This window comes from uncultured Aquimarina sp. (assembly GCF_947496855.1).
Classification (GTDB): Bacteria; Bacteroidota; Bacteroidia; order Flavobacteriales; family Flavobacteriaceae; genus Aquimarina.
In genome coordinates this window covers 366,682-383,626 of record NZ_CANMED010000006.1, presented here as the reverse complement: position 1 = coordinate 383,626, position 16,945 = coordinate 366,682, and the positions used below count along the sequence as shown (strand labels likewise).

At 34.1% G+C, this 16,945-nt stretch carries 18 protein-coding genes; 10 read left to right on the top strand and 8 right to left on the bottom strand.

Annotated features, from left to right (window positions below):
• Nucleotides 1–53: 53 nt before the first annotated feature.
• Both pckA and Q0921_RS19115 read right to left on the bottom strand, forming a co-directional pair.
• Nucleotides 54–1,670, bottom strand: coding sequence for a phosphoenolpyruvate carboxykinase (ATP) (gene pckA / locus Q0921_RS19120; protein WP_299259718.1), 1,617 nt, complete (start codon nucleotides 1,668–1,670; stop codon nucleotides 54–56).
• A gap of 67 nt (nucleotides 1,671–1,737) precedes the next feature.
• On the bottom strand, nucleotides 1,738–2,121 hold the full coding sequence (locus tag Q0921_RS19115) for a DUF423 domain-containing protein (protein ID WP_299259716.1): 384 nt from the start codon (nucleotides 2,119–2,121) through the stop codon (nucleotides 1,738–1,740).
• A 153-nt stretch (nucleotides 2,122–2,274) separates the two neighbouring features.
• Between Q0921_RS19115 and Q0921_RS19110 the strand changes: the two genes are divergently transcribed.
• Together Q0921_RS19110 and Q0921_RS19105 are read left to right on the top strand one after the other, a co-directional pair.
• Nucleotides 2,275–3,645, top strand: a complete 1,371-nt coding sequence (locus Q0921_RS19110; RefSeq protein ID WP_299259714.1) for a saccharopine dehydrogenase family protein — start codon at nucleotides 2,275–2,277, stop codon at nucleotides 3,643–3,645.
• A 68-nt stretch (nucleotides 3,646–3,713) separates the two neighbouring features.
• Nucleotides 3,714–4,184: an Lrp/AsnC ligand binding domain-containing protein gene (locus Q0921_RS19105; protein WP_299259712.1), complete on the top strand. Its 471-nt coding sequence runs from the start codon at nucleotides 3,714–3,716 to the stop codon at nucleotides 4,182–4,184.
• A 21-nt stretch (nucleotides 4,185–4,205) separates the two neighbouring features.
• Here Q0921_RS19105 and Q0921_RS19100 read toward each other — a convergent pair whose 3' ends face one another.
• The 5 genes from Q0921_RS19100 to Q0921_RS19080 form a co-directional block, all read right to left on the bottom strand.
• Nucleotides 4,206–4,898, bottom strand: a complete 693-nt coding sequence (locus tag Q0921_RS19100; protein ID WP_299259710.1) for a zinc metallopeptidase — start codon at nucleotides 4,896–4,898, stop codon at nucleotides 4,206–4,208.
• A gap of 107 nt (nucleotides 4,899–5,005) precedes the next feature.
• A complete protein-coding gene (gene ald, locus Q0921_RS19095) occupies nucleotides 5,006–6,121 on the bottom strand; it encodes an alanine dehydrogenase (RefSeq protein WP_299259708.1) in 1,116 nt (371 codons plus the stop codon).
• A 133-nt stretch (nucleotides 6,122–6,254) separates the two neighbouring features.
• Nucleotides 6,255–6,515 (bottom strand): SemiSWEET family sugar transporter, encoded by a 261-nt coding sequence (locus Q0921_RS19090; RefSeq protein ID WP_299259706.1) that lies wholly within the window; start codon nucleotides 6,513–6,515, stop codon nucleotides 6,255–6,257.
• A gap of 172 nt (nucleotides 6,516–6,687) precedes the next feature.
• Nucleotides 6,688–9,501, bottom strand: a complete 2,814-nt coding sequence (leuS, locus tag Q0921_RS19085; protein WP_299259704.1) for a leucine--tRNA ligase — start codon at nucleotides 9,499–9,501, stop codon at nucleotides 6,688–6,690.
• A gap of 59 nt (nucleotides 9,502–9,560) precedes the next feature.
• The gene (locus tag Q0921_RS19080) at nucleotides 9,561–10,493 is read right to left on the bottom strand and encodes a 2-dehydropantoate 2-reductase (RefSeq protein ID WP_299259702.1); all 933 of its coding nucleotides are present in this window, start codon (nucleotides 10,491–10,493) and stop codon (nucleotides 9,561–9,563) included.
• Between the two features lie 269 nt (nucleotides 10,494–10,762).
• Between Q0921_RS19080 and Q0921_RS19075 the strand changes: the two genes are divergently transcribed.
• From Q0921_RS19075 to Q0921_RS19045, 7 genes are all read left to right on the top strand, one after another.
• A complete protein-coding gene (locus tag Q0921_RS19075; protein WP_299259701.1) occupies nucleotides 10,763–11,641 on the top strand; it encodes a permease-like cell division protein FtsX in 879 nt (292 codons plus the stop codon).
• Nucleotides 11,642–11,646: 5 nt separating this feature from the next.
• Complete coding sequence (lgt, locus tag Q0921_RS19070; protein ID WP_299259699.1) at nucleotides 11,647–12,474, top strand: prolipoprotein diacylglyceryl transferase; 828 nt, start codon at nucleotides 11,647–11,649, stop codon at nucleotides 12,472–12,474.
• A 68-nt stretch (nucleotides 12,475–12,542) separates the two neighbouring features.
• Nucleotides 12,543–12,893 carry a hypothetical protein gene (locus tag Q0921_RS19065; protein WP_299259698.1) on the top strand — a complete coding sequence of 117 codons (351 nt, stop codon included), beginning with the start codon at nucleotides 12,543–12,545 and terminating at the stop codon, nucleotides 12,891–12,893.
• The gene (locus tag Q0921_RS19060; protein ID WP_299259697.1) at nucleotides 12,874–13,140 is read left to right on the top strand and encodes a DUF3098 domain-containing protein; all 267 of its coding nucleotides are present in this window, start codon (nucleotides 12,874–12,876) and stop codon (nucleotides 13,138–13,140) included. Before Q0921_RS19065 ends, Q0921_RS19060 begins: the two co-directional genes overlap by 20 nt.
• Before the next feature lie 59 nt (nucleotides 13,141–13,199).
• Nucleotides 13,200–13,994: an undecaprenyl-diphosphate phosphatase gene (locus Q0921_RS19055; RefSeq protein WP_299259695.1), complete on the top strand. Its 795-nt coding sequence runs from the start codon at nucleotides 13,200–13,202 to the stop codon at nucleotides 13,992–13,994.
• 9 nt (nucleotides 13,995–14,003) lie between these two features.
• Nucleotides 14,004–14,711: a tRNA pseudouridine(55) synthase TruB gene (truB, locus tag Q0921_RS19050; RefSeq protein WP_299259693.1), complete on the top strand. Its 708-nt coding sequence runs from the start codon at nucleotides 14,004–14,006 to the stop codon at nucleotides 14,709–14,711.
• Between the two features lie 33 nt (nucleotides 14,712–14,744).
• A complete protein-coding gene (locus tag Q0921_RS19045) occupies nucleotides 14,745–15,449 on the top strand; it encodes a hypothetical protein (RefSeq protein WP_299259691.1) in 705 nt (234 codons plus the stop codon).
• A gap of 2 nt (nucleotides 15,450–15,451) precedes the next feature.
• Here the strand turns inward: Q0921_RS19045 and Q0921_RS19040 are convergent, their stop codons facing one another.
• A complete protein-coding gene (locus Q0921_RS19040; RefSeq protein ID WP_299259689.1) occupies nucleotides 15,452–16,063 on the bottom strand; it encodes a thioredoxin family protein in 612 nt (203 codons plus the stop codon).
• A 193-nt stretch (nucleotides 16,064–16,256) separates the two neighbouring features.
• Between Q0921_RS19040 and Q0921_RS19035 the strand changes: the two genes are divergently transcribed.
• Nucleotides 16,257–16,925, top strand: a complete 669-nt coding sequence (locus tag Q0921_RS19035; protein ID WP_299259687.1) for a DUF2306 domain-containing protein — start codon at nucleotides 16,257–16,259, stop codon at nucleotides 16,923–16,925.
• Nucleotides 16,926–16,945: the final 20 nt, after the last annotated feature.

Below are 16,945 nucleotides of genomic sequence, written 5' to 3'. Positions count from 1 at the left end.
AAACGCCTGAAATATAAATTTCAGGCGTTTTTTGTTTCTTATTATCTTATCTATTAAAAAGCATAACGTTGTGGACCTCCTCTACGGATTTCCTCATTAGCATAGGATTCGAATTTTTTAAAATTCTCTCTGAATGCATTCGTTAATTTAAATGCTGTTTTATAATATTCTTCATCGTTATTCCAAGTTGTTCTTGGGCTTAAAACACTAGAAGGAACTCCAGGACATTCTCTTGGTTGTGCTACTCCAAATACTGAATGAATGTGATAATTATCGTAAGAATACAATCCTAAATCACCATTAAGCACCGCCTGGATCATAGCACGTGTATATTTTAGTTTGATTCTAGTTCCAATTCCATATGGTCCACCAGTCCATCCAGTATTTACTAACCAAACATTTACTCCGGTATCTTTCATTTTTTTGATTAACATCTCAGCATATTTAGCTGGGTGTAATGGCATAAACGGAGCACCAAAACAAGCCGAGAATGAAGGAGTTGGCTCTACAACTCCAGCCTCAGTTCCTGCAACCTTAGCTGTATATCCTGACATAAAATGATATGCTGCTTGACTTGGAGTCAATTTAGAAATAGGTGGCATAACTCCAAAAGCATCTGCTGTTAAAAAGAAAATATTCTTTGGATTTTCACCAATAGAAGACTCTTGGATATTCTCAATATGATAAATTGGATAACTTACTCGTGTATTCTGAGTAATTGATGTATCTGCATAATCTACTTCCCCATCATCCCCAAAAATTACATTTTCAAGAATTGCTCCTTTTTTAATAGCTCCGTATATTTCTGGTTCTTTTTCTGCAGACAGATCGATAACCTTCGCATAGCAACCACCTTCAAAATTAAAGATCGTATTTTCTTTGGTCCAACCGTGTTCGTCATCACCAATTAATTTTCTGTTAGGATCAGTAGATAATGTTGTTTTTCCAGTTCCAGAAAGTCCAAAAAATATTGCTGTATCTCCATCTTCTCCAACATTAGCAGAACAATGCATTGGAAGCGTTTCCTTATAAACTGGTAATATAAAATTTAACGCAGAAAAAATCCCTTTTTTGATTTCTCCCGTATAACCGGTTCCTCCGATAAGCGCTATTTTTTTCGTAAAGTTAAGTATCGCAAAATTATGTTGACGTGTACCATCTACTGCTGCATCGGCCATAAAACCGGGAGCATTAATAACTGTCCATTCTGGATCAAAATCTTTTAGTTCCTCTTTTGTTGGCCTTAGGAACATATTATAAGCAAACATATTAGACCAAGGATACTCATTGATCACTCGTATGTTTAGTTTATAATCTGCATCCGCACAAGCGTAACTATCTCTAACAAATATCTCTTTACCTGAAAGATATGAGGTAACCTTGTCGTATAATGCATCAAACGCATCAGACTCAAAAGGAATGTTGATATCACCCCACCAAACTTTATCTTCTGTAATTTGATCTTTTACAATAAAACGATCCATTGGTGAACGACCAGTGAACTCACCCGTATTTACAGCAAGTGTTCCTGATTTTGTGATTTTCCCTTGTCCTTTTTGTACCGTTTCGTCCTGAAGTTCATCTGGAGATAATTGGTAGCGTATTGTAGCATTTTCAATACCGTAATGCTTTAACGAAATCGTTTTCGTAATTGGATACAGTGGTTCCATAAAAATATGTTGTGTTTGTTATGTTTGACAAAATTATAAATAAATATTACACTAACGGTTAAAAAAATCACTTAATCTTAACAAGTGAAATTATGAAGAAAATCCATCCTAAAATTAACATAAAACCTCCCAAAGGTGTTACAAAACCAATATTCTTAAAAGAAATCCCTAATACTTCATCAACTACCAAAACGTAAATTGACCCTGAAAAAAGGATCATTCCACTCAAGAAGAAATAAAAAATGCGTTTTTTGACAACATCTTTTATAACAGTCATGTTTCCCAAAATAATACAAACTATTGCGTGATACATCTGATACCGAACACCTGTCTGGAAAGAGTCGATACTCGTTTTATCTACAAGTTTCTCTAACCCATGTGCCCCAAATGCTCCTAGTAGTACAGCCAATAATGCTGCAACTGCCCCTGTAATCAAAATCGTTTTATTCATTCTTATTTTAATAATAATTGACCATGTTTTTAAACAAAAAATCAATTTTAGACATATTTTGTTTCAAATTATAACGAATACGCCAAAATTGAGAACTTACTTTTTGATGTATTTACTACATTCGCATCAAAGTTATTAAAATAATCATTAAGCATGCGAAAGATACTGGTCATTGGTGCAGGTAAATCCACTGCGGTTTTAATTAAATATTTTCAAGACAAATCTAAATCTGAAAATTTACACATTACGATAGGAGATATTTCCATTGAAAATGCTCTAACACTTGCAGCAAATCATCCTAGCACTAATGCTATCAAATTAGACGTTTTTGACAAAAATTCCAGAGAAGACACAATTAAAAATGCTGACATTGTAGTATCCATGCTTCCCGCCAGGTTTCATATCGAGGTGGCTAACGACTGTCTTAGATTAGAAAAATCCTTGGTAACTGCCTCTTATGTTAGTAAAGAGATGCAAGAACTCCACGAAGAAGTGAAAAAGAAAGGGCTCATTTTTATGAATGAGATTGGCGTCGATCCTGGTATTGATCATATGAGTGCGATGCAGGCTATAGACAGGATACGCAACAAAGGAGGGAAAATTATCTTATTTGAATCTTTCACAGGAGGATTGGTAGCTCCGGAAAGTGACAACAATCTATGGCGTTATAAATTTACCTGGAATCCTAGAAATGTTGTAGTTGCTGGACAAGGTGGTGCTGCAGAATTTTTACAAGAAGGAACCTACAAATATATCCCTTATCATAAACTATTTAGAAGAACCGAATTTCTGGAAGTAGATGAATATGGTCGATTTGAGGCATATGCCAATAGGAACTCATTAAAATATCAAAGCATCTATGGACTAGATGATATTTTAACTCTTTATCGAGGAACCATAAGAAGAGTTGGATTTTCCAAAGCCTGGAACATTTTTGTACAATTAGGCATGACTGCTGATGATTATACATTAGAAAATTCTGAACATATGAGTTACCGTGATTTCACAAACTCATTTCTTGCTTATTCCCCAACAGATTCTGTAGAGTTAAAGCTTCGTCATTATCTAAAAATTGATCAAGACGACATTATATGGGACAAACTGATAGAGCTGGATATTTTTAATACTGACAAAAAGGTGGGGATTCCAAACGCAACCCCTGCTCAGGCCTTACAGAAGATACTGATGGACAAATGGACGTTAGATAACGGAGACAAAGATATGATCGTTATGTATCATAAGTTTGGTTATGAACTTAATGGAGAACATAAACAGATAGATGCAACAATGGTATGTATTGGCAAAGACCAAAAATACACTGCTATGGCCAGAACTGTAGGATTACCAGTTGCCATGGCCGCATTAAGAATCCTAAATAAGGAAATTACATCTACTGGAGTGCAGATACCTATTAGAGAAGAAATATACACTCCTATCCTTAAGGAATTAGAGGAATATGGTATTGTATTTAAAGAAAAAGAATGTGAGTATTTAGGATACAATCCTGACGGTGTAAAAGGATAATCTGAAAAAAAGCTTCGATTCTAAACATTAACCTCTATTTTTGATTATTAACTGTAATCTGTCTTTGTATGAAAGGTCAATATGGTAGCGTAAAAATAGATGGGATTGACAAGGAAATTCTTCGCAACCTCATGGAAGATGCACGAAGACCTATCTTAGAAATTGCAAGAAAGATTGGGATTTCTGGTGCTGCGATTCACCAAAGATTAAGAAAATTAGAGACTTCTGGCCTTATTGCTGGATCCAAATTCATTATTGACCCAAAAGTATTAGGATATAAAACCATGGCCTTTGTTGGAGTTTATCTAGATAAAGCCGTTAGCAACCCTAAAGCTGTTAAACAATTAAAAGATATCCCAGAAGTTATAGAATGTCATTATACCACAGGAAATTGGTCTATATTCATTAAAATTCTATGTAGAGATAATGAACATTTAATGAATGTATTGAATAAAGAAATTCAGGCAATTGAAGGGGTTTCCAGAACTGAAACATTTATTTCCCTAGATCAACAAATTAATAGACAGATTAAAATTTAACCTGTCTATTATTTGTTGCTATCAATTTCTTCTTCCTAGAAACATAGAAATAAAGTAAAGCAATGTAGCTAAAGAACCTAAGGCAGCTACTAAATAAGTTCTTGCAGCCCATTTTAAAGCATCTTTTGCTCCATCATACTCGTTACTTGTTACCATATTAGCATTTTCTAACCAAGCTAAAGCTCTATTACTAGCATCGTATTCTACAGGAAGTGTTATGAAAGTAAATAAAGTTGTAACAGCAAATAGTATTATTCCGACTAGGAAAACTAAATTCCCCAATAAACTACCTGCTACTGATAATCCTAAGCCCACCATTATTACAATATTGGACAATTTACTAGAAATCCCTACGGCTGGGACAATCTTAGACCTAAGAGTTAACCAACTATAAGCGGTTGCATGCTGAACCGCGTGACCAACTTCATGAGCCGCAACAGCCGCTGCAGCTGCATTTCTTTGATTATATACTCCTTCACTTAAATTCACTGTTTTATTTCTTGGATTATAGTGATCAGTTAGCATTCCCGGTGTTGAAATCACTTTCACATCTCGTATCCCATTATCCTCTAACATCTTTGTAGCAATCTCAGCTCCACTCATTCCATTCTGTAAGCGCACATTAGAATAATGCTTGAATTTACTTTTTAATTTGTTACTCACGAATGAACTTACTAAAAAGATAATTCCCGCTATGACATAATATCCCATCATAATTAAAAACTTTTTTTATTATTAAAGTTACAATAATAAATGCAAAAACCTCGCCATAAAGACGAGGTTTTCAGTTAAATAAACTTGAGTTAGCCAATAAGTCGAGTTTAACTTAAATAGTTATTTACATCTTCCAAAGGAAGGTTAAAAGCTTCTGAAATAGCAGCATACACTACATCACCATTGATTACATTCAATCCTTTTTTAAGTGGTTCATTATCCGCACAAGCTGCTTTCCAACCTTTATTTGCTAATTGAATCGCATATGACAAAGTAACATTAGTAAGTGCCAAAGTTGACGTATATGGCACTGCTCCTGGCATATTTGCAACAGAATAGTGCACGACATCATCAATAATATAAACTGGATCTTGATGTGTAGTTGGTTTTGTTGTCTCAAAACAACCTCCTTGATCCACTGCAACATCTACCAATACCGTTCCAGTGCGCATATCCTTCAGCATATCACGAGTAATAAGCTTAGGTGCTTTTGCTCCTGGTATCAAAACACCTCCGATAATTAAATCAGATTTTTTTATATGTTCACGAATGGTATATTCATTAGAAAATTCAGTATTTACATTAGCAGGCATTACATCGTCAAGATAACGTAATCTCTTCATACTAATATCAAGAATCGTAACATCAGCTCCCATCCCTGCTGCCATTTTTGCAGCCTGAGTACCAACAACACCACCACCAAGTACTAATACTTTAGCAGGAGCAACTCCAGGAACACCTCCAAGAAGAATTCCTCTTCCCTTTAACGGTTTCTCTAAATATTTAGCTCCTTGTTGTATTGACATACGTCCAGCAACTTCACTCATCGGTGTAAGTAATGGCAAACTACGATCTGGATCTTCTACCGTTTCATAAGAAATACAAACCGATCCACTGTCGATCATTGCTTTTGTCAAAGGCTCGCTTGAAGCAAAATGAAAATAAGTGAATAGTAATTGATCTTTCTTAATCAATTTATACTCTGGCTCTATAGGCTCCTTCACCTTAATAATCATTTCGGCGGTTGCATACACCTCCTCTATAGTAGGAAGGACATTTGCGCCAGCACCTATATATTCTTCATCACTAAAACCACTCTGAAGACCAGCATTTTGCTGAATGAAAACAGTGTGGCCATGACTAACGAGTGCCATTGTTCCAGCAGGTGTTACACCTACTCTGTTCTCGTTATTCTTGATCTCCTTAGGAACACCAATTATCATATTCTTATTTTTTGGTCGAAAATAAATGTTTTCTTGAAATAAAACAATAAAATGTACGCAAAAAATATCTTATCCATAATTTAAACAAATGCCACGAAACTTGTTAAAAAACAACTAGAATTAGCATTTTATTCTAGTTTTTATAGCGAAATTTAAAATAAAGCAGTAAAAATCCAGATATAGCCGTAACAAAGTTTGCTAAAATCACAGGTAGACTATCTATCAAATAACCATAAATCAACCAGCAAAGCACTCCACTCTCAAAAATTAATAACATAGATAGCGACAAACTCTCTGCTGATTTTGTCTTCCAAGTTTTATATACTTGCGGTAAAAAGGCAGCCGTAGTTAATGTGGCCGCTATTAATCCTAGAACTTCTATTGAGTCGATCATATATTATTTTAAGAAAAATATCCACCTAAAAAAAACAGCGTCAGTTTGAGTGTCCGCCTAGGGCGGATGTATCGAAAATCAGTTGTTTTTCATCAAAAGCCTAATCTCGATACAATCCCAATCAAAATTGGGATCACTCGATTTGACGACTTTTTATTATACAATGTTTCGTTTACCCAACCACATTCACGATCTTACCAGGTACTACAATCACCTTTTTTGGCTCTCTTCCAGCGAGTTGCTGTTGTGTTTTTTCGTGTGCCATTACTGCTGCTTCAATATCTTCTTTACTCAGGTCTAATGATAATTCCATCATAAAACGCATCTTACCATTAAAGGAGATTGGATATTGCTTTGTACTTTCTACCAAATACTTCTCTTCAAAAATTGGAAATACCGCTGTAGCAATAGATTCGTTATGTCCTAATTTGCTCCATAACTCTTCTGCAATATGAGGAGCATATGGCGAAACCAATACTAATAAAGGCTCTAGAATAGCTCTAGAATTACATTTCTGAGCAGTTAATTCATTAACTGCAATCATAAAAGTACTTACCGAAGTATTAAAAGAGAAGTTCTCTATATCTTCTTCTACCTTTTTGATAGTCTTATGTAAGGTCTTTAGGTTATCTTTTGTCGGCTCTGTATCGCTTACGCTGAAAACATCTCCATTATGATACAGTTTCCAAAGTTTTTTTAGGAAACTATGAACACCTGTAATTCCTGCCGTATTCCAAGGTTTAGCTTGCTCTAGTGGCCCTAAGAACATTTCGTAGAGACGCAAACTGTCTGCTCCATATTGATCACAGATACCGTCAGGGTTTACAACGTTAAACCAACGTTTAGACATTTTTTCTACTTCTCTCCCAACAATGTATTTACCATCTTCAAGCTCAAACTCAGCATCCTTAAACTGCGGCTGCCAATTTCTTAAATCTTCAGGTAGTAATTCATCTGAAGCATTTATCATATTTACATCTACTCGAAGTTCTTCTACATCGTACCGAGCTTTCAATCCTTTGGAAACGTATTTATTTGCACCACTAACTCTATAAACAATAGCGCTAGTACCCAAAATCATTCCTTGATTGATCAATTTTTTAGCGAATTCATCTACAGGAACAACTCCTCTGTCAAATAAAAATTTCTGCCAAAAACGTGCGTATAATAAATGACCCGTTGCATGTTCGCTTCCTCCTATATATAGATCTACTTCTTTCCAGTAGTTAATAGCATCTTGTGAAAAAACCTCATCTTCATTAGTAGGGTCCATATACCTATTAAAGTAATACGAGCTTCCTGCCCAACCTGGCATGGTATTTAATTCTAATGGATGAATATTTACATTATCAATATCCTCATTCCTTGCCAACTCACCCTTTAGGGTGTCCCAAGCCCAAACATCGGCACGACCTAATGGCGGTTCACCAGTTTCGGTTGGTAAATATTTTTCTACTTCCGGTAATTCGATTGGCAAATGTTTCAGATCGATCATCTGCGGCATTCCATCAACATAATATACCGGAAATGGTTCTCCCCAATATCGTTGACGACTAAATACGGCATCTCGTAATCTATAATTGATTTTACCTTTTCCTTGCCCTAGTTTCTCTAACTCATAAATAGCAGTTTTTACTGCCTTTTTATATTTCAAACCATTCAGGAAATCTGAATTGGCTATAATTGTATTGTCTTTATCCGCAAAAGCTGCTGAGGAGATATCTACACCTTCAAAAATATTAGGAATAGCAATCCCAAAATGTTTTGCAAAATCATAATCACGTTGGTCTCCACAAGGTACTGCCATTACAGCTCCAGTACCATACCCAGCTAAGACATAATCTCCAATCCAGATTGGAACTGGTTCCTTAGTAAACGGATGCTCAGCATACGCTCCTGTAAACACACCACTAATGGTTTTTACATCAGCCATACGATCACGTTCACTACGTTTTGCTGTTACTTCTATATATGTATCAATTGCTTCTTTTTGTTCTGGTGTAGTGATTTTAGCGACTAACTCATGTTCTGGGGCTAATGTCATAAAACTCACCCCAAAAACAGTGTCAGGACGTGTAGTAAATACATCGATAACCTCATCATGATCTTTCACCTTAAAAGTCACACTTGCCCCTTCGGAACGACCAATCCAATTGGTTTGTGAATCTTTTAGCGGCTGCGGCCAATCAATAGTATTTAACCCATCGATTAGACGTTGGGCATACGCAGAAATACGCATACTCCATTGTGTCATTTTTTTACGAATGACTGGATAACCACCACGTTCCGAAACTCCGTTTACGATTTCATCGTTGGCTAACACTGTTCCTAATTGTGGACACCAGTTTACTTCTGTTTCTGCTAAATAGGTTAGTCTATATTTTAATAATACTTCTTGTTTCTCTTTTAATGAAAATCCATTCCAATCATCAGCACTAAATGGAATTATATCCTCATCACAAACAGTATTTACTTTTGCATTACCTTCCTCAGAGAACAATTTCTCTAATTCGCTAATTGGTCTTGCTTTATCCGCATCATTATCATACCAAGAACTGAAAAGTTCTGTAAAGATCCACTGCGTCCATTTATAAAATTTAGAATCACTGGTTTTTACTTCACGACTCCAATCAAAAGAAAACCCAATCTTATCTAATTGCTGGCGATATCTAGCAATATTTTCTTTGGTAGTGATTGCAGGATGTTGTCCTGTTTGGATAGCATACTGCTCTGCTGGTAGGCCGAATGAATCATATCCTTGTGGATGCAATACATTAAAACCTTTATGGCGTTTATATCTAGCATAAATATCACTGGCAATATATCCTAAAGGATGCCCAACGTGTAATCCTGCTCCCGAAGGATAAGGAAACATGTCTAGTACATAGTATTTTGGTTTATCGCTGTTGTTTTCAGCTTTAAACGTTCCATTCTCTGCCCAATAGGCTTGCCATCTGGCTTCAATCGTATTAAAATCGTAATTCATCATCTGAAATTAAGACCGCAAATTTACGATTTTATGCGAGTTTAGTATACTTTTTTACTTTAGTTTTTAGGCATTCTAGCTTTTGCCTCCATCGGTTGTAAACAACTATAAATAAATGTGTTTGTAGGTGTATCCACCCCCAGTTTTTTACCTTCTTTTACAACAAACCCATTAAAATTGTCCAATTCCGAAGGTCTGCCTTCCATAATGTCTCTTTGAGTCGAAGTGGTTGCATCAAAAGGTTGTTTGTTTATAAAAGTCATTATTCCATCGACAATACTAGAAGGCATCTCAATCGCTTTAGCTAAGGATATCTCATATATTTCTGTCGCAGTAGCTCTAAGTACCTCTCTAAGCTCCAGATTCTCATACATTTCTCCTATTGTTGCTCTGGTGAGTGCTCCCAAACCGCTAACGGTAGCGATAAACATAAATTTACTCCAGATATCTACTTGGATATTCCCAGAGATTTTATTTTTAAATCCAGCTTTATCAAAAACAGTTTTTACACTTTGTAAACGATCAGATTTATTTTTATTCAGTTCTCCAAAAATAACTTCTGGTGTATGACCAAAATGCGAAATAATGCCTGGAGCTTCTATTTTACTGTAAATTTTACATAATCCTCCGAGCACATGTTTTTTATCAATCACAGACATTACTTTCTCTGCATTATCTGCACCATTCTGTAGCGGAATGACAATAGTATCCTCTTTTAGGATTGGTTTGATAAATTCAGTAGCTTCTTGGATCTGCCAGGATTTGGTGCAGATTAAAATCAAATCTGCTTTTTTAACTTTATGGATATCATCAGTAACTAAAAAAGGTCTGGTGACAAAATCCCCTTCAATACTTCTGACTTTTAATCCTTTTTGACGAATAACCTCTAGATGTTCTCCTCTAGCAACTAAAGATACTTTTTGGCCAGAGTTAGCAATCTTTCCTCCAAAATATCCTCCGACCCCACCAATACCTATAACAACTGTATGCATATTCTTTTTAGATAATTAAATTGCTCCGGCCTTAGAATTTTAGTTAATTCCAAAATTCATTTTTACGAAATATAATCTTTATTATGATTTCGAAAAATTTTAACCCTTATTATACGTTACGCTTATAGATCAAAGTTAATTAAAACGTCATAATAAACAGATCCTGCTTTACAGCGGAATTAATTAGCCGAATTAATTCTAAAATGAGATACATTTTAGAATTAAAAGTCTCATTAACTTTATTATTTTTACCTGCAAAATAAATTTTTATGAGTTCATCTTTTGAAAAATATCAGAAACGCAGACTAATTTCCTCTTATTTCTCTGTGATTATTAGTATTTCTCTGGTACTTTTTTTATTAGGTTTACTTGGACTCTTGGTATTAAATACAAAAAAAGTTGCTGATCATTTCAAAGAAAAAATTGCACTTACTATTTACCTAAAAGATACTGCCAAAGAAGTGGAGATTAAACAAATAGAAAAAAGCTTAGCACTGGCAGAATATACCAAATCCACTACTTATATATCCAAAGATGAAGCTGCAGAAGAACATAGTAAAGATATCGGTGAAAATTTCATGGATTTCCTTGGATACAATCCGCTTCAGAATTCGATCGACGTATATCTAAAAGCTGATTTTGTAGATCAAGTAAAGATTGATGAAATCACAGCCTCTATTACCAAAAAAGATTTTGTAGATGAAGTAGCCTATGACAAGCCTTTGATCTCTTTATTAAACGATAATATTAAAAAAATAAGTTTTTGGGTGCTGCTGATTAGTGGGATTTTTACTTTTATCGCCGTACTTCTGATTAATAGCTCCATCCGGCTTTCTGTATACTCTAAACGTTTTATAATTAAAACTATGCAAATGGTAGGCGCAACCAAAAGATTTATTCGCAGACCTTTTGTTTGGAAAAGTGTTCGCCTAGGAATGATCGGAGCAGTTGTCGCTCTAATTGGAGTTGGAGTCGTTTTATACTACCTAGATAAAGCTTTCCCAGAATTAGCGTTACTTAGTGATAAAATACTGCTGATTGGTTTGTTTGGAGGAGTTTTTGGAGTTGGTATTTTGATCACGTGGATAAGCACATTTTTTGCCACGCAACGTTTTCTGAATCTCAGAACTGACGAATTGTATTACTAGGATTTATGGAACCACTGCATTGGAACGTAGATCCAGAAATCATTACTCTCTTTGGTATTTTTCCAATAAAATATTACGGGTTATTTTTTGTCATCGGATTATTGTTAAGTTATACCATTCTAAAAAAGATATTTCTTTCAGAAAATATTTCATTAAAAAATCTGGATACTCTTACCAATTACATATTTATTGGCACTTTGGTTGGAGCAAGATTAGGGCATTGTTTATTTTATGATTTTGCATACTTCTCAAATCATCTGTTAGAAATTTTCTTACCTTTTAAAATATCTTCTGATGGTTGGACATTTACCGGTTTTGCAGGTCTGGCTAGTCACGGTGGTGCTATCGGAATTTTAATTGCTATCACATTGTTTGTTATAAAGACCAAGACTCCCTTCTTATGGATTATGGACAAAGTGAGTATTGTCATCCCAATTGGGTGTGCCTTTATTCGTTTTGGAAATTTTATGAATTCTGAAATCTACGGAAAGCCTACAAATAGTAATTATGGAATAGTTTTCGTAAAGGATGATCTAATCGCCAGACATCCAACTCAATTATATGAAGCCTTTTCTTTTCTAACTATTTTTATTACACTCTGGTATCTAAACAAAAAGAAGATTTTCTTTGAGCAAAACGGCGTCATTTTTGGCATATTTTTAATTTTAATGTTCTCGGCAAGATTCATTATTGAATTCTCTAAAGAAAATCAAGTAGCTTTTGAAGATACTATGACATTAAATATGGGACAATGGTTAAGCATTCCTTTTATCATAGTAGGAATTATTTTAATAACACTTAGAATATTAAAAAAGAAGGTCGCAACTTCTTAACTTTAATGATTATGCAAAAAACTGGTAAAATATTCTTTTCTATATCCTTTGTATCATTTGTTATTTTTATGTGGATAATGATTCAGACTTTTAAGCCTGTACGCAATGTACAACCAGACGAAGTAATAGAAATTACTGGAAAAGTAATAAAAATAGAAGAGGGTAGTGGTTTTGACATTGTAATAACGTTAGAAAATGATAGTCATTACTATTATATTAATCGTGGATTACAATACGGATTAACTATAGATGAGCTAACTAAAGAAATACTAAATAAAAAAGTTGCTTTGTATCCTATACATAGATGGACTATATTTACACGCGACAAGATTTTGGGACATGTCTCAAAATTAATTGTTGGAGATCGCGTTATATTTAATGAAATTAACAACGACATTCATGAACAAACAATCCAATAATAACATACCGCACAAACCAGATTTCGTTTTTGGAAAAAAGAACTATGTTGTAATGGCGATAGGTATTGCTGTGATAGCATTCGGTTTTATCCTTATGGCAGGAGGAGGAAGTGATGATCCTAATGTCTTTAATCCCGATATCTATAATTTTAGAAGGATTAGATTAGCACCTACAGTTGTTTTAATCGGTTTTGGAATAGAAGTATATGCTATTTTATTAAACCCAGATAGGAAGAAAAATCAGTAATTAAACAATTTATCTTCTGGTAATTATATATTTGCATCGAATTTTAGAAATACTTCTTTATGGAGATTATTGATGCAATTATTTTAGGTATTATTCAAGGACTTACAGAGTTTTTGCCAGTTTCCTCTAGTGGTCATCTAGAGCTAGGAAAAGCTATTCTAGGGGACAAAAGTGTACCTGAAGAATCACTACTTTTTACAGTTATTTTACATTTTGCAACAGCACTTAGCACTATAGTAGTCTTCAGAAAAGATATCTGGGAGATTATTAAAGGGCTTCTGAAATTCAAAAAAAATGATGAAACCATGTTCTCTTTAAGAATTATCGTTTCCATGATTCCTGCTGTTCTTATTGGTTTATTTTTTGAAGAACAATTAGAGCAACTTTTTGGTGGAAACATCATGTTTGTAGGTTTTATGCTAATTATAACTGCTGTTTTACTATGGCTAGCGGACAAAGCAAAAAATACAGCAAAAATAGTTACGACTTCTAATGCATTTGTTATCGGAATTGCTCAAGCAATAGCTATGTTACCCGGAATTTCGAGAAGTGGTGCTACTATTTCTACATCTGTACTACTAGGAAATGACAAGACCAAAGCGGCCCGTTTTTCATTCCTAATGGTAATTCCTTTAATTTTTGGTAAAATTGGTAAAGACCTTTTAAGTGGAGACTTTACTATTTCTACAGGAAGCGGTACACCTTTGATTCTGGGGTTTATTGCTGCATTTATTTCAGGTCTTTTTGCCTGTACTTGGATGATTTCCTTAGTAAAAAAGAGTAAATTATCATATTTTGCCTTATATTGTATTGTTGTTGGCGTTATTGCCATCATCTTTGGTTTTATTAAATAGTCCCCAATAATGCTAACCGAACAAGATTATAAAGACGGTCAAATTCTTTTGATCGATAAACCTCTACAATGGACATCCTTTCAGGTTGTTAACAAACTACGTTGGCTCATTCGTAGAAATTTTGCAATAAAAAAAATAAAAGTAGGACATGCAGGAACATTAGACCCTCTTGCTTCTGGATTGCTTATTATCTGTACCGGTAAATTCACAAAACGTATACAAGAATTTATGGGACAGATTAAAGAATATACAGGAACCATTACATTAGGAGCAACTACTCCTTCATATGATCTAGAAACAGAAATCGATGAGACTTTTCCTATTGATCATATTTCTGAAGAGGTTATAAAAACAACCACCAAGCAATTTATTGGTGAGATTGAACAATATCCTCCTATTTTTTCAGCTTTAAAAAAAAATGGAAAACGATTATACGAATATGCTCGTCAAGGCGAAGAGGTAGAAATATCTGTAAGAAAAATCACCATTTCAACGTTCGAAATTACTAGAGTCGAATTACCTGAAGTTGATTTTAGAGTAGTTTGTGAAAAAGGAACTTACATTAGATCATTAGCACATGATTTTGGCAAAGCATTACAGAGTGGAGGTCACTTAAGTGTTTTAAGAAGAACGAAAATAGGAGAATTCTCTGTGGACGATGCAATTAGTCCGGAAGTATTTGAAAATCAGTTGCACACCGAAATCGAAACTACATAAAATATTGTAGAAAAAAAGAAGTTATAGATACCTATGGAATTTATAGAAAAACATAAGGCTTTAATTATTACATCCATGCTAATGGGTATTTTTGTGTTGTCACTCTATAATATCAATATGGTGAACAAGAAAAAACAGCAATCCGAGATTATGATGGAAATTCCGGAAGAACTCATGGAGGAACTTACTAGGGAAGAAGAACCCGAAGCGACACCAGAAGAAGAACGTGAATTGATTGCTTCTAAAAGAACTCATGACGCATTTAATGAAGATTTTGAGGATTCAGAAGATTTTGAACAAAGAATAAAATCTCTTACAGAGACAGAAGAAACAACAGAAGAAACCTCTAACAACGAACAACTAACAGAAGGTCAAGAAGCTATCAACGAAGACATTACTACCGAAGAAGTCCCAGAGGATAAAAAAGAAGAAAAACCAATACCTGAAGAAGTTAATAATAGAAATAGCTCTGTTACTTTTACATTAAAAGGAAGAGAGAAGAAAGATATCCCAAATCCTATTTACACCTGTAACGGAAGCGGAAAAGTAGTGGTGAAAATCGAAGTAAATCAGAATGGTTATGTCATTGATGCTAAGATTGACAAAAAGAAATCCTCAACCAGAAACGAGTGCCTTTTTGATAATGCTTTAGACTATGCACAAGATGCATTATTTTCGTCTTCGGAACTAAAAGAACAAAAAGGTTATATCACGTATTATTTTAATTACGGAGGTTAACTTTATATTAGTTTTACCAGGTCTTCAGCGATATTATTTCCTTTATCTTTATTATACCAAACCTGTAGATCTTGTTTGAACTCTGCATCTAAACCACCATGTGCTTCTTTATAGTCGTTTACCATTTTCGTAGCAATAGAAGGTCTTGGTCCCCAAGTATTCACTACTTCCTGAGTTTCTTTATTATATGCTATTAATTTTGGAATTGCCTTTCCTCCATTCGTAAGAAAATTATTCATCAACTCATCATGCAAATCTCTGGATAAAATTCTTAAATCAATACCTTCATTCATTTCAGAAAGCTTGTTAATAACTGGTAACGACTGTGCAGCATCACCACACCAACCTTCTGTTAATACTAACCACGTAATACTAGTAGTCGCACTAGAAAAATTTTCTGCAATAGATTCATTAATTTTTAACGTTTTATCCAAACGTTTCATTCTGCGATCATTCAGCATACTATAGTTGGTAAGCGATTCTGATTGTTCATTTCCTGTAGATTTTCCTTCAGATACTAAGTTACTTACAGTATTTCTATATTCTTTATAGGAATATGAATTACTTATTCCTTTTTCTATTAATTCATTTATAGTCATCGTAGTTGTTTCCATAATTTTATTTATATCTCATTGTATAGGACGATATATATTCTTAAAACTTACATATCTCTATGTTCAAGTGAATAAGGAAATAAAATATCAAAAATACAATTCATCTACTATTTTCTTCATTTTAGTAAGATTATATTTAGTTGCGAAATTATAACACACATCTTTGATGTAAATATCACACACACTATAATTTATGGAATCAATTATTACTGTATTCATTTATATACACGCTGGATTAGGAGGAATAGCTTTACTATCCGGGCTGGTATCTTTAATTGTTAAAAAAGGAAACAATACTCATAAAAAAGCCGGGGTACTGTTCTACTATACGATGCTTTCTTCTGCAGTCTCCGCGATGATAATAGCTTTTCTACCAAACCATGAGAGCCCTTTTCTGTTTGCTATAGGTATATTTAGCTCTTATTTTATTATTACCGGATATAGAGCTCTACATTTCAAAAAAAACAATCCCAATCTAAAAATTGATAAACTCATTTCTTCAATTATGCTATTTACTTCTATAGGCATGATTATATATGCTTTAATAAATTATCCTATTATCAATATAGTACTCCTCGTCTTTGGAGTTATAGGATTTATATTTTCCTTGATAAACTTAAGGTTATATACTTATCCTGAAAAACTAAAAAGCAAGTGGTTAAAGCTCCATCTTGGAAATATGATTGGTGGTTATATTTCTGCTGCAACTGCATTTGTAGTTGTGAATCAATTTTTTCCTAGTTTTTATGGCTGGTTCATTCCGGGAATTGCAGGAGGAATCTATATAGCTTATTGGATCAGGAAAATAAATGAAAAATATAAAAACAAACTACACTCGAATCCTATAGATACATCAAAATAGTTTATTTTTAAAAAGTAAAT

Coding starts and splice junctions, on each gene's coding strand:
- pckA (WP_299259718.1), bottom strand. CDS start 1,670: ATGGAACCACTGTATCCAATTACGAAAACGATTTCGTTAAAGCATTAC.
- Q0921_RS19115 (WP_299259716.1), bottom strand. CDS start 2,121: ATGAATAAAACGATTTTGATTACAGGGGCAGTTGCAGCATTATTGGCT.
- Q0921_RS19110 (WP_299259714.1), top strand. CDS start 2,275: ATGCGAAAGATACTGGTCATTGGTGCAGGTAAATCCACTGCGGTTTTA.
- Q0921_RS19105 (WP_299259712.1), top strand. CDS start 3,714: ATGAAAGGTCAATATGGTAGCGTAAAAATAGATGGGATTGACAAGGAA.
- Q0921_RS19100 (WP_299259710.1), bottom strand. CDS start 4,898: ATGATGGGATATTATGTCATAGCGGGAATTATCTTTTTAGTAAGTTCA.
- ald (WP_299259708.1), bottom strand. CDS start 6,121: ATGATAATTGGTGTTCCTAAGGAGATCAAGAATAACGAGAACAGAGTA.
- Q0921_RS19090 (WP_299259706.1), bottom strand. CDS start 6,515: ATGATCGACTCAATAGAAGTTCTAGGATTAATAGCGGCCACATTAACT.
- leuS (WP_299259704.1), bottom strand. CDS start 9,501: ATGAATTACGATTTTAATACGATTGAAGCCAGATGGCAAGCCTATTGG.
- Q0921_RS19080 (WP_299259702.1), bottom strand. CDS start 10,493: ATGCATACAGTTGTTATAGGTATTGGTGGGGTCGGAGGATATTTTGGA.
- Q0921_RS19075 (WP_299259701.1), top strand. CDS start 10,763: ATGAGTTCATCTTTTGAAAAATATCAGAAACGCAGACTAATTTCCTCT.
- lgt (WP_299259699.1), top strand. CDS start 11,647: ATGGAACCACTGCATTGGAACGTAGATCCAGAAATCATTACTCTCTTT.
- Q0921_RS19065 (WP_299259698.1), top strand. CDS start 12,543: ATGTGGATAATGATTCAGACTTTTAAGCCTGTACGCAATGTACAACCA.
- Q0921_RS19060 (WP_299259697.1), top strand. CDS start 12,874: ATGAACAAACAATCCAATAATAACATACCGCACAAACCAGATTTCGTT.
- Q0921_RS19055 (WP_299259695.1), top strand. CDS start 13,200: ATGGAGATTATTGATGCAATTATTTTAGGTATTATTCAAGGACTTACA.
- truB (WP_299259693.1), top strand. CDS start 14,004: ATGCTAACCGAACAAGATTATAAAGACGGTCAAATTCTTTTGATCGAT.
- Q0921_RS19045 (WP_299259691.1), top strand. CDS start 14,745: ATGGAATTTATAGAAAAACATAAGGCTTTAATTATTACATCCATGCTA.
- Q0921_RS19040 (WP_299259689.1), bottom strand. CDS start 16,063: ATGGAAACAACTACGATGACTATAAATGAATTAATAGAAAAAGGAATA.
- Q0921_RS19035 (WP_299259687.1), top strand. CDS start 16,257: ATGGAATCAATTATTACTGTATTCATTTATATACACGCTGGATTAGGA.